At 70.1% G+C, this 12,279-nt stretch carries 11 protein-coding genes; 5 read left to right on the forward strand and 6 right to left on the reverse strand.

Annotated features, from left to right (window positions below; genetic code table 11):
* Positions 1-20 precede the first annotated feature (20 nt).
* On the reverse strand, positions 21-1,088 hold the full coding sequence (locus ACWEJ6_RS23075; protein WP_357702386.1) for a BMP family lipoprotein: 1,068 nt from the start codon (positions 1,086-1,088) through the stop codon (positions 21-23).
* Between the two features lie 289 nt (positions 1,089-1,377).
* Between ACWEJ6_RS23075 and ACWEJ6_RS23080 the strand changes: the two genes are divergently transcribed.
* On the forward strand, positions 1,378-3,258 hold the full coding sequence (locus tag ACWEJ6_RS23080; RefSeq protein WP_452426041.1) for a Xaa-Pro dipeptidyl-peptidase: 1,881 nt from the start codon (positions 1,378-1,380) through the stop codon (positions 3,256-3,258).
* Between the two features lie 47 nt (positions 3,259-3,305).
* On the opposite strand, the gene ACWEJ6_RS23085 is transcribed toward ACWEJ6_RS23080, so the two are convergent.
* Complete coding sequence (locus ACWEJ6_RS23085; protein WP_364389280.1) at positions 3,306-4,529, reverse strand: M20 family metallopeptidase; 1,224 nt, start codon at positions 4,527-4,529, stop codon at positions 3,306-3,308.
* A 486-nt stretch (positions 4,530-5,015) separates the two neighbouring features.
* Here ACWEJ6_RS23085 and ACWEJ6_RS23090 point away from each other — a divergent pair, with 486 nt between their 5' ends.
* Entirely contained in the window at positions 5,016-6,407 is a 1,392-nt protein-coding gene (locus ACWEJ6_RS23090) for a peptide ligase PGM1-related protein (protein WP_452426043.1), read from the forward strand.
* Here ACWEJ6_RS23090 and ACWEJ6_RS23095 read toward each other — a convergent pair.
* Positions 6,379-6,609 carry an SCO4848 family membrane protein gene (locus ACWEJ6_RS23095; RefSeq protein ID WP_352326812.1) on the reverse strand — a complete coding sequence of 77 codons (231 nt, stop codon included), beginning with the start codon at positions 6,607-6,609 and terminating at the stop codon, positions 6,379-6,381. The two genes, ACWEJ6_RS23090 and ACWEJ6_RS23095, sit on opposite strands and share 29 nt — an antisense overlap.
* A gap of 198 nt (positions 6,610-6,807) precedes the next feature.
* On the opposite strand from ACWEJ6_RS23095, the gene ACWEJ6_RS23100 reads away from it, so the two are divergent.
* Positions 6,808-7,800: a D-alanyl-D-alanine carboxypeptidase family protein gene (locus ACWEJ6_RS23100; protein WP_452426045.1), complete on the forward strand. Its 993-nt coding sequence runs from the start codon at positions 6,808-6,810 to the stop codon at positions 7,798-7,800.
* 25 nt (positions 7,801-7,825) lie between these two features.
* Here the strand turns inward: ACWEJ6_RS23100 and ACWEJ6_RS23105 are convergent, their stop codons facing one another.
* A complete protein-coding gene (locus ACWEJ6_RS23105; protein WP_452426047.1) occupies positions 7,826-8,836 on the reverse strand; it encodes a YihY/virulence factor BrkB family protein in 1,011 nt (336 codons plus the stop codon).
* A gap of 34 nt (positions 8,837-8,870) precedes the next feature.
* Positions 8,871-10,151, reverse strand: a complete 1,281-nt coding sequence (locus ACWEJ6_RS23110; protein WP_452426049.1) for an amidohydrolase family protein — start codon at positions 10,149-10,151, stop codon at positions 8,871-8,873.
* A 61-nt stretch (positions 10,152-10,212) separates the two neighbouring features.
* Between ACWEJ6_RS23110 and ACWEJ6_RS23115 the strand changes: the two genes are divergently transcribed.
* Positions 10,213-10,719 (forward strand): MarR family winged helix-turn-helix transcriptional regulator, encoded by a 507-nt coding sequence (locus ACWEJ6_RS23115; protein WP_452426051.1) that lies wholly within the window; start codon positions 10,213-10,215, stop codon positions 10,717-10,719.
* 57 nt (positions 10,720-10,776) lie between these two features.
* Here ACWEJ6_RS23115 and ACWEJ6_RS23120 read toward each other — a convergent pair whose 3' ends face one another.
* Entirely contained in the window at positions 10,777-11,637 is an 861-nt protein-coding gene (locus tag ACWEJ6_RS23120) for a haloalkane dehalogenase (RefSeq protein WP_387669096.1), read from the reverse strand.
* A 92-nt stretch (positions 11,638-11,729) separates the two neighbouring features.
* On the opposite strand from ACWEJ6_RS23120, the gene ACWEJ6_RS23125 reads away from it, so the two are divergent.
* Positions 11,730-12,203, forward strand: a complete 474-nt coding sequence (locus tag ACWEJ6_RS23125) for a MarR family winged helix-turn-helix transcriptional regulator (protein WP_452426054.1) — start codon at positions 11,730-11,732, stop codon at positions 12,201-12,203.
* Positions 12,204-12,279: the final 76 nt, after the last annotated feature.

Consider the following 12,279-nt stretch of genomic DNA (forward strand, 5'->3'; position numbering starts at 1 on the left):
GTCGTCCGTTCCTACCCAGATTACGGCTTGGACGGAACCGTGATTTTGCCGTCGACGATGTCCTTCTTGGCAGCGTCGAGCTTGTCCTTGATGTCGTCGATCTCGCCACCGGTGGTGGACAGGCCCACACCGTCGACCTTGAGGTCGTAGACGGTGTTGCTGCCGCCCTTGGCGCCGCCCTGGAAGGCCTTGACGAACTCGAAGACGCCGACGTCCACGCGCTTGAGCATCGAGGTCATGATGACCGACTGGAGGTCGGTCTCCTTGACCGTCTGGCGCTGGTCGGAGTCGACGCCGATGGCCTTCTTCTTGGCCGCGGCCGCCGCCTGGAACACGCCGAGGCCGGAGTCGCCGGCGGCGTGGTAGACGATGTCCGCGCCGTCCTGGTACATCTTCTCGGCCGCGACCTTGCCCTTGTCGGGGGCCTTGAAGCCGGAGAAGTCACCGTCGGGGGTGAGGTACTTGATGTCGATCTTGATGTCCGACTTGACGGACTTGGCGCCCATCACGAAGCCCGCCTGGAACTTCTTGATCAGGTCGTTCTCGACGCCGCCCACGAAGCCGACGTGGCCGGCCTCCGACTTGGTCGCCGCGGCGACGCCCGCCAGGTAGGAGCCCTGCTCCTCGGCGAACAGCAGGCCGGTCACGTTCGGGCCGTTGGAGGCCGAGTCGACGACGGCGAACTGCACGTCGGGGTACTCGGCGGCGGTCTTCTTGATGTCGTCGCCGTAGGCGAAGCCGACACCGATGATGGGGTTGTAGCCCGCGTCCGCGAGCTGGCGCAGCAGGTCGCCGCGGTTGGAGCCGTCAGCGGCCGGGCTGAGCTCCTTGATGTCGGCGTTCAGCTCCGTCTTGGCCTTCTCCAGGCCGGCGTAGGCGGCGTCGTTGAACGACTTGTCGCCACGGCCGCCGACGTCGAACGCCAGGCCGACCTTCAGGCCGCCCTTGGGGGCCTCGCTGCTGGCGCCGGAGCTCGGCTGCGTGCTCGCCGAGGTGCCTCCGCCCTCGCCGCCACAGGCCGCGACTGCCATGAGCATGACGCCGGCTACCGAGCCGACGGCAATCCTGCTGAATCGCTTGCCGAGCAAGGCGACTCCCTTCCATTTCCTCGCCGTCGAACTTCATCGCAGGCGCGAAGAAACGTACGGCACCTGCACGGAAGATAGTTGCTTGACCAGGGCAGACCAAACCGGCACACAGGGTCGCAACCTCTCCGTTATCGACATCAAGCGCGTCCGTGACCTGAATCTGGGTTCAGGCACTTGGGACGGCCCCCGGAAGATTTTGCCCAAGTTTGGTATGGAAGGGGCCCTTGCCGAGCGGTCGATCATGGCAGAGATTCCGATCAACGGTGGAAATTTCGTATCGGAGCCCCGTATGCAGCCTTGGAAGACACTGGCCGTACCGCTGGTCGCGATCCTCGCCGTGACCTTGGGCGGGCCCGCCCCGGCGACGGCCGCCACCCCCACCCTCAAGATCGAGAACAACGCCACCCAGCCCGTCTTCTCCCGCGCCGACGCCGTCAAGCAGACGGTCTTCGTCGAGGTGGCCGGGACCGACAGCGACGACGACGGGCAGCCCGACCGCGTCGCCATGGACATCCTGCGCCCCAAGGAGACCGACCAGGGCCTCAAGGTCCCGGTGATCATGGAGGCCAGCCCCTACTACGCCCCCGGCAACGACGTGCCCAACCACCCGGTGGACGTCGACGCGAACGGCAACCCGCTGCCCACCCTGAAGTCCCTGTCGAACAAGCTCGCCGGCGAGCCCTTCGACGGCTACTACGACAACTACTTCGTGCCCCGCGGCTACGCCATCGCCCTGGTCGAGAACGTCGGCAGCGCCCGCGCCACCGGGTGCCCGTCCACCGGCGACCGGAACGAGACGGCCGGCCCGAAGGCCGCCATCGACTGGCTGAACGGCCGCGCCCGCGGCTTCGACGCCGGCGGCAACGAGGTCAGCGCCACCTGGTCCACCGGCAAGGTCGGCATGATCGGCGTCTCCTACAACGGCACCCTGCCCAACGCCGTCGCCTCGACCGGCGTCGAGGGACTGAAGACGATCGTGCCGATCGCCGCCATCTCCAGCTGGTACGACTACTACCGGGCCAACGGCGGCGTCCTGGCCCCCGGCGGCTACCAGGGCGAGGACCTGGACGTCCTGGCCAAGTTCGTGCTCACCAGGGACCGGGGCTTCGAGGTCTGCGGCGCCAAGATGGACGCGCTGACCGCGAGCCAGGACCGGATCACCGGCGACTACGGCCCGCTCTGGGACGCCCGCAACTACCTCAACGACGTGGACAAGGTGAAGGCCAGCGTCTTCCTCGTGCACGGGCTCAACGACTGGAACGTCAAGACCAAGCAGTTCGCCCAATGGTGGTACGCCCTGGCCGAGCGGCACGTGCCGCGCAAGATCTGGCTGCACCAGGGCACCCACATGAACCCCTTCAACCTGCGCACCGCCGAGTGGCTGCGCCAGTTGCACGGCTGGTTCGACTACTGGCTGCAGGGCATCGACTCGGGCATCATGCGCGAGCCGCAGGCCGACGTCGAGATCGGCGTCGGCGAGTGGCAGCAGCACGCCTCCTGGCCGCTGCCCGGGGCCACCACGGTCGCGCTGCACCCGGCCGCCGGCGAACGGCTCGGCCTGCTGCCCCGGCCGCTGTCGCCCTCGGAGTCCTTCGTGGACCAGAGCGCGCGGACGGCCGAGCAACTGGTGGAGGCGGCCGGGCCGGACCCGAACCGGCTGGCGTACCGGACCGGCGAGCTGCCCGCCGACGTGCGCATCTCCGGCACGCCGACGGTCTCGGTGCGGGCCTCGTTCAAGGACGGCGCCTCGCCGTACCTGACGGCGTTGCTGGTGGACTACGGCACCGACGTGCGCCCGGACGGCACCCTGCTGTCGACCGGCCAGACCTACTGCTACGGCGAGGGCGTCCCGGGTGACACGGGCTGCACGACGCTCAGGCGGCTCGGCACGGCGACGACGGCGTACAAGATCGTCTCCAGAGGGTGGCTCGACGTGCGCAACCGCCACCGCGCCGACCGCACGCAGCCGCTGCGCCCCGGCAAGGAGTACACCTTCACCTGGGACTTCCAGCCCAAGGACTACCTGTTCAAGAAGGGCCACCGGCTGGGCCTGGTGATCATCTCGACCGACCGCGACTACACCCTGCGCTATCCGGCGGGCACCCGGGTCACCGTGTCGCCGGGGCACTCGTCCCTGCGGCTGCCGGTGGTGTTCGGCAGGCTCGGCTGACATGCCGACGGCCCGCCGCGCGACGCGGCGGGCCGTCGGAGCGGCGCTCAGGCCATGGCGTTGCTGATGGAGTCGATCGGGCCGACGTCCCACAGCGCGGTCAGCGCGGTGGCGGCCATCACCCGCACGCCCATCGCGATCGCCTTCTCGTCGACGTCGAAGGTGCCCTGATGGATGTCGTACGTGACGCCGTCGGGCGAGCGCGTGCCGAGCCGGGCGAAGGCGCCGGGGATCGACTCCAGGTACCAGGCGAAGTCCTCGCCGCCGAGCGACTGCTGGGTGGGCACCACCGCGCCCGCGCCGAGGGCCCGCTCGGCCGCCTCGGCCAGCATCTCGACGCTGACCTCGTCGTTGACGACCGGCGGCACGCCGCGCGTGTAGTCCATGACGGCCTCGACGCCGTACGCGCCGGCGACGGACTCCAGCAGGGCCTTGATCAGGTCGGGGGCGGCGTGCCAGGCGTTCTCGTCGAGGCAGCGGATCGTGCCCTCGGCGATGCCGTCGTCGGGGATGGCGTTGGCCGCCGAGCCCGCCTCGACCCGGCCCCAGACGAGGCTGAGCGAGGAGCGCGGGTCGATCCGGCGGGAGAGCGCGGCGGGCAGCTCGGTGAGGATCTTGGCCAGGGCGAAGACCAGGTCGGCCGTCAGGTGGGGACGGGCGGTGTGGCCGCCGGGGCCGGAGACCCTGACCACGATCTTGTCGCAGGCCGAGGTGATCGGGCCGCTCCGGAGGCCGAGCTGGCCGACGTCGACGCGCGGGTCGCAGTGGAGGCCGAAGATGCGGTCGACGCCGCTGATGCCGCCGTGGGCCATGACCTCAAGGGCGCCGCCGGGCAGCTCCTCGGCGGGCTGGAAGATCAGCCGGACCCGGCCGGGCAGCAGCCCGGCGGCGGCCTGCTGGGCCAGGAAGAGCGAGGTGCCGAGCAGGACGGTGGTGTGCACGTCGTGCCCGCAGGCGTGGCACGCGCCGGGGACGGTGGAGCGGTAGGGCACGTCCTTCTCGTCCTGGAGCGGCAGCGCGTCGATGTCGGCCCGCAGCGCGATGGTCGGCCCGTCGCCGCTGCCCACGTCGCAGATCAGACCGGTGCCGCGCGGCAGCACCGAGGGCGTCAGCCCCGCGGCGGTCAGCCGGTCGGCGATGCGCTGGGTCGTGCGGTATTCGGCGAAGGCGAGCTCAGGATGCATGTGAAGGTCGCGACGGAACGCCACCAGCTCCTGCTCGATCTCCGCCAGGAACGCGTCCAGCTCTCCCCGCAGCTCACGTCCCCGCATATGTCACCATCCATCCCGTCGAGGCCGCGCGTCCCACGCACGGACGTCGGCTCATAACGCTCTCGAAAAAGTCCATCCTGCGGCAGCCACCTGGTTGAGGCGGCCGTTCGGCGAATCAAAAGCCACACCCGTAGGTTTCGGTGCGAGATCGTCAGCACGGGCTTCGCGTTCATCGGTCGCAGCAGCCCGGGTGCACGGCGGTAAGCCGCGAGCCCGGTGGCGATGCTTCTGACTTTATCGCTCCCGTGCGCCTTCGCGCCGACAGATACACCAAAAGTTGGCCGACGGCATGCCCGTAACCGCAGGTGGTCACGTTCCGCACATGCCTACCTGATCCGGAAAATAGTCACAAGGGATCATTAGATGGTGACCCGATGTCGCCACTTCCAAACGTGCTCACCGATTTCGAATCCTGTCACCTTCTGTCATGGTCATGACACTTTGGCGCTTGCTGCATTTGTGAAGAATGCGTGTTTCACTCGCTATATGATCACTAATATCCCGTTCGGGGAGAAGTATGCCGGGTTGAGCATCTTCGAGCCGAGCGAGGGGACCCTGGTGGTCGTACCCTCGCTCTCCCTGCCGCAGGACGAGCTGCGCCGCATCACGGCAGCCCGGTCGTACGAGGAGCGCCTGCTCTTCCTCCTCCTGACGCTCCGGGAACCCGGGGTCAAGGTGATCTACCTCTCCTCCGCGCCGATCGATCCCGACATCATCGACTACTACCTCGGCTTCCTCCCCGACCCGGACGACGCCGCCAAGCGCCTGGAGCTCATCAGTCTCGACGAGCCCTGGTCGCAACCCCTCACCCGGACGCTGCTGCGCCGACCCGACGTCCTCGACCGGTTACGGTCGGCGATCGACGCCGACACCTGGCTGGTGCCGTTCGTCCTCAGCGAGACCGAGGAGGAGCTGGCCGCGTCACTCAACGTCCCCATCTACGGCCCCGCCACCGCGCTGGCCTACTACGGCTCCAAGAGCGGCGCCCGCGAGGTCGGGCACGAGGCCGGCGTGCCCATGGCGCGCGGTTTCGGCGACGTGCACAGCATCATCGCGATCGACGAGGCCATCGACTCGCTCCCCGGCGAACGGGTGATCGTCAAGCTCAACGACGGCTACTCGGGCCTCGGCAACGCCATCGTCGACAAGGCCGACCGCTCGCTGACCCGATTTTCGGCGGCCGGGGAGACCTGGACGAGCTTCACGACGAAGATCAGGGAACGCGGCGCGGTGGTGGAGGAGTTCATCGAACATCGCCCGCTCTACTACCCGAGCGCCCTGGCCCGAATCACGCCGGGTGGGCACGCGGCCGTGCTGGCCACGCACGACCAGGTGCTCGGCGGCCCCAACAACGACGTCTACCAGGGCTGCACGTTCCCCGCCGCCCCCGAGTACCGGCACGAGGTGGGCGAGTCGGCCGCGCGCATCGCCGGCATCCTGGCCGAGCGGGGCGTGGTCGGCCTGTTCGGCATGGACTTCTTCGCCCTCAAGGCCGACGCCGGGTACGCCGCGCTGCTGTGCGAGATCAACCTGCGGATCGGCGGCACGACGCACCCGTACGGCGCGGTGGTGCTGACGACCGGGGCCAGGTACGACCCGGCCACCGGCCTCCTGATGGCCGGGGACCAGCCGAAGTACTACACCGCGACCGACAACTGCTCCTCCTCCTGCCTGCGCGGCCGCACGCCGGGCGAGGTCATGCGCACCGCCCGGCGGCTCGGGATCGGCTTCGACGCCGACCGGCGCACGGGCAACGTCTTCCACCTGCTCGGCGCCATCCCCGAGTACGGCAAGCTGGGCTTCACCTCCATCGGCGACTCCCGCGAGGAGGCCGACGAGCTGCACGCGCTCACCCGCCGCCTTCTCTGCGACGCCTGATCCCCGCCTCCCGCAGTCCGCGCCACCCGATCACGGCCAGCACCGCACCGAGGATCACGTTGACCCCGATCAGGATCCCGTGCACGACGTAGAAGCCGGTGGGATGCCCGTCGGCCAAGTTAAACCCGAGGTTGATCCACTCGACGATCATGAACACGCCGAGGATGACGAGGAAACCGGCGATCTTTGGTGACATGGTCATCTCTCCAGTATCGAAGGCGGATCATCCGGGGAATGTGTCGCCACATGGGCATTCACACGGAGCTACGCTGAGACCGCCATGTGGACGAAATTTGTGCCGGTTACGGCACTTCTCGCCGCGGTCACGCTCACGAGCGGGACCGCATCCGCCGCCCCGGCGACACCCGTCGGCGGTGACGCGCTGGGAAGCCGTGGGCTGGTGCAACCCAAGGGTGTCAAGGCGCCCCCCGAGAGCAAGGCTACTTCCTACGTCATCGCGGACGTGGAGACGGGTCAGGTGCTCGCCGCGAAGGACGCGCACGGCCGCTACCTGCCGGCGAGCACGCTCAAGACGCTCACGGCGCTGACGCTGCTGCCGAAGCTCGACAAGAACCGCAGGGTCCGGCCCAGCCAGAACGCCTGCAACCAGGAGGGCACGGCGGTCGGGCTGACGCCCAAGATGACGTACAAGGTCGACGACCTGTTCCGGGCGCTGATGATGTCCTCCGGCAACGACGCGGCCATGGCCCTGGCCGAGACGAACGGCGGCGTGGCCCAGACCATGCGCGACATGAACGCCGAGGCCAGGCGGCTGCAGGCGTACGACACGGTGGCCAAGACCCCGAGCGGCCTGGACAAGCCCGGGCAGAGCAGCTCGGCGTACGACTTGGCGCTCATCGCCCGCGCCGGCCTCGCAAACCCCGATTTCAGGCGATATATCAGTACAAAGGTTGCCAAGTTTCCGGCGCCCAAGGACTACTACGAGATCAGCAACCACAACAAGCTGCTCTGGCGCTACCAGGGCATGATCGGCGTCAAGAACGGCTGGACGTCCAAGGCGCAGGGCAGCTTCGTCGGCGCGGCCACCCGCGGCGGCCACACGATTCTCGTCACGATCATGCGGCACGAGGGCTACTTCTGGGACGAGGTGGCCAAGCTGCTCGACTGGGGCTTCACGGTCAGGGGGAAGGCGACCCCCGTCGGGCGGCTCGTCGAGCCGGTGCCCGAGCAGGTGCGGGCCGCGCCGCAGGCGTCGGCGCCCATGTCGCGGGTGACGCCGGCCGCCCAGCCGCCGCTGCTGGACGCGGCGGCCTCCAAGCAGACCGACTCCACCCGGACGGTCGGCTCGGCCGTCATCGGCGGCGGCCTGCTGTTCGGGCTGGTCTGGCTCGGCTTCGGCATCCGCCGCAAGCGCAACAGGTCCCGCCTCTGACGCCAGGGGGCGCGTCAGGGCCGGGTCAGGGCTCCGAGGTCGGGTGCGGGGTCGTGCCCCTGCACTCGGGACCGGCCGCCTGGCGCGGATCGGCCGCCGGCACCTCCAGCGGGTCGCCGATCGACGGGATCGGCGACGGGGACGGCGGCGGGCACAACCCCGTGGTGGACGTCCACGCGGCGGCCAGCAGCACGAGCCTGGCCGAGAAGTTCATCCACACCAGCAACCCCACGATGGCGGCGAACGCGCCGTAGACGGGGTTGCTGAGCGTGGTGCTGAGCAGCAGGCTCGCCACCTGCTTGAGCAGCCCGAACCCGATCGCGCCGAGCAGCGCGCCCCTGACGATGACCTTGAACGGCTCGGCCGGCTTGGCGACCCAGCCGAGCAGGATCACGAACAGCACCCAGTCGGCCACGACGCTCGCCACCACCACGAAGATCCGGAACGCCTCGGTGCTGAGCGGCGAGTTGTCGCCGAAGACGTGGTCGAGCACCTTGTCCGTGACCGTGGTCGCGGCCCCGGACACCAGCGTGGACACGACCAGCGTCGCCCCGAGCAGGATGACCGAGATCAGGTCGCGCAGTTTGCCCAGGAAGTAGTTCGGGGGCGGCACGGTGGTCATCGACATCTCGCGCAGCGCCGCGCGCAGCGCGTCCATCGCGCCGAGCCCGGCGTACAGGAGGCCGAGGAGGCCGATGATGCCCGCCGTCGTCCTGGCGCCGGCGATCTGCTCCAGGTTGAGGTCGGTCGCCATGCCGGGGAGCCGTTCGTTGATGGCGGTCTCCAGCGCCTCCCTGGTCGCGCTGCTGGCGTCGAGGGTGTAGCCGAGCACCGCGTACCCGAGCGCGAGCAGCGGGAAGAAGGACAGGAACGAGAAGTAGGTGACCGAGCCGGCCAGCCGGTCGCCTCCCTGGAGCTGGTAGCGGCGCACGGCTCTGACCAGGTGGTCGATCCACAGCCTGCGGACCCGCCAGTGGTCGAGCGTCGTCCGGCCCCAGGCGCGCAGCGACGCGATCCGCTCGGTCAGACTCGCCATCACGCCCTCACCCCCGCCCGCCGGAGGCGAACGATCACCTCGTCACGGCGTCGGCCGATTCTGTCAGTGACGCGAGGACCGCCGCCAGATCCTGGTGGAGCATCTGCCCATCTCGCTTGACGACACGCCCGCCGACCAGCACGGTTTCCACCACACTGGGGTCGGCGTTGAGCACGACGGCGCCGATCGGGTCGTGCGCCGCCGCCATGCCGAGGGTGTCCGTGCGCAGCAGTTGCAGGTCGGCCTGCTTGCCCGGCCGCAGGGAGCCGACGACGTCGCCCAGGCCCACCACCTCGGCCCCCTCGACGGTGGCCATGCGCAGCACGTCGCGGGTGGTGAAGCCCATGCCGCCGCCGTCCGGCCGGCCGCGCTCCAGCAGGTACGCCGCCCGCATCAGGCTGAACATGTCGCCCGGCGCGCAGCTCACCGTGTCGATGCCGAGGCCGGTCGGGGCGCCCGCCGCCCTGGCCCGCCCGCTGACCGGGTAGCCGAGGCCGAGCGTCATCTCGTCCACCGGCGAGACCGACACGTTGCCGCCACTGGCCGCGACGCGCTTGAGGTCGTCGTCGGTGTAGCTGTTGGCGTGCACGTACGTGGTCCGCGGCCCGAGCAGGCCGTTCGCCTCCAGGAACGCCAGGCCGCGGGCGGCGCTGTCCGGGCCGCCCACGCCCATGTGCACGGTGACCGGCAGGTCGAGCTCGCGGGCCAGCCGCCATTCCGCCAGCGCGTGCTCCTCATCCACGATCTCCGGCCCGAGCGCGGCGACGACCATGGTGACCAGGCCGCCGCCCGCGCCGAAGTGCTCCTCGTGCACCCGCAGCCCCTCGCGGACGAGCCCGCCCGGCTCGCCCCCGTGGCACCAGCCGAGCACGGCCCTGATCCCCGACTCGCGCAGCGCCCGCACGGTGGCCTCGGTGTGGGCGGGCGAGAGCTGGATGTGGGACCAGTCGAGCAGCGTGGTGATGCCGGTGTCGAGGCATTCCAGCGCGCCGGCGAGGTTGCCCGCGTAGACGTCGGCCGGGCGGTGGGCTGGGGCCAGCTCGCCGAGCACGCGGCTCAGGTAGCCGTCGAAGGCGACGTCGGGGGCGACCGCCCTGATGCCGGCCTGCCAGGTGTGCCGGTGGGTGTCGACGAACCCGGGCAGCACGATCCGCCCGGTCGCGTCGATCACCTCGGCGCCCGGGACGTCGGGCAGGCCGGGGCCCACCTCGGCGAGCACGCCGTCCTCGACGCGCACATCGACCTGGCCGAGCACCACGGGCTCGGGCTCGGTGTCGATCACGGTGCCGTTCTTGATCAGCAGAGTCTTTGTCATAGCGAAAAGCTTCTCATTAAGCTTTCAAGAAAGCAATCTGGCGGTGGGTATCCTCGTTGGCGTGAAACCGGATGAGATCGACGCGATGGTGCCGCGCTGGGTGGAGTCCGGGCTGTCGTCGTCGCTGATCGCCGGTCTGGAGCTGAGCAAGCGCCTGTCCCGGCTGCACCTGGTCTTCGAGCAGGCGATCAAGGCGGAGCTGGCCGAGCTGGGGCTGACCTACGCCGAGTTCGACGTGCTGGCCGCGCTCGCCCGCACACCCGCGCCGCACCGGATGAAGCCGAGCGAGCTGTCCAAGGCGCTGCTGCTCACCTCGGGAGGCATCAGCAACGTGCTCCAGCGCCTGACGGCCGCAGGTTACGTCGAGCGGGAGGCCAACGCGGGCGACGCGCGCAGCCGGTGGGTGCAGCTCACGGCCGAAGGGCGCCGGGTGGCCCTGGCGGCCCTCGACGCCTCCTCGCGGGCGCACGAGGAGGTGCTGGCCGGAGTGCCGGAGCAGGACGTCAGAGCCGCCGCCGACGCCCTGCGCGAGGTGCTCGCCCTCGTCGGCCGCCGCCGCTTCCGCTAGCCCGCCGTTCCGCCGTTCCGCGCGCGGATCCGTCCGCCAGGCCGCCGGACGCGCCCGCTAACTCGCGCGCAGGGCGTGGCGGTCGGCCCAGGAGCCGATCGCCGCCGCGATGGCCTCCGGCTGGTCCTCCGGGGCGTGGTGACCCGCCGGGCCCAGGTGCTCGATCTCCAGGGCCGAGATGGTGCGGGCGCACCAGTCGAGCACCTCGCCCTGGATCAGCAGGGTCGGCGAGGAGTCGAAGGTGAGCAGCAGCTTGGGCACCTCGTCGCTGTCGGCCAGCCACTTGTCGTAGCGCTCGACGGCCTCGGCCACGTCGGCCGGGTCGCCGTCGAGCGGGATCGAGCGCGCCCACTGCAGCAGCGGCCGGCGGCTCTCCCTGGTCGCGTACGCCTCCAGGTACGGCCGCAGCTCCTCCTCGCCCAGCGGGTTCAGCACCCCGCCCGTGTACGCCGTCCGCACCAGGAAGTCGTCGTCGAGCACCAGGCGCTCCCCCGCCTCGCTCCTGATCAGCTCACTGCGGGCGCGCGGCCCCTCGCCCAGTTCGCTCCAGCTCATCGGCCGCACGATGGTCTCGAAGAAGGCCACCCCGCGCACCCGGCCCGGATGCCGCGCCGCCCAGTCGAAGGCCAGCGCGCCGCCCCAGTCGTGGCCGACCAGCACGACCTCCTCCAGGCCGAGCTCGTCGAACCAGGCGTCGAGGTAGCGGGCGTGGTCGGTGAAGCGGTAGGCGAGGTCGGGCCGCCCCGAGCGGCCCATGCCGATCAGGTCGGGCGCGAGCAACCGGCCGGAGCCCACCCCGGGCAGCACGTTGCGCCACAGGTGGGAGGAGTTGGGGTTGCCGTGCAGGAAGACGATCGGCACGCCCTCCCCCCGGTCCTCGTAGTACATGGTCGAGTCCAGCACCTCGGCAACAGGCATGACACGCCTCTTTCGTTCGTCGCACTAACGTTTATGATACTAACGAAGTTACATCGTTAGTGCGACTAACGCAACGGGATAGGATCACCGGCATGAGCCACGACATGTCCGACGCCGCCGACGGGGCCGTCCCCGACCGCCTGCGCGGCCTGCCGAGCCGGCTGCTGGCCCACGTCGCGATGCAGGCCGACCGGCTGGTCAGCGACCGGCTCGCGGGCGCGGACGCGCGCAAGTGGCACTACGCGGTGCTCGTCGCGCTGCGCGAGTCCGGCCCGGCCAGCCAGGCCGAGCTGAGCCGGCTCACCGGCATCTACCGCAGCGACATGGTCGCGCTGCTCAACGAGCTGGCCGAGCGCGGCCTCGTCGAGCGCGCACCCGACCCCGCCGACCGCCGGCGCAACGTCATCTCCATGACCGAGCGCGGCCGCGACCGGCTCACCCGGCTCGACGGGCTGGTGGACGACGTCCAGGACGAGCTGCTGGCGCCCCTGACCGGCCCCGAGCGCGACCAGCTCGTCGGGCTGCTCGGACGGCTGCGCGACCACCACTCCCGATCAGCCCAATAGCGGGCAAAGACTGGTAAAAGCCGAGGCGTGGGAGCTTGCCGACATACCTCCTGACCAGGGGGAACGCATGGCAGGG

Source organism: Nonomuraea sp. NPDC004702, from assembly GCF_053601695.1.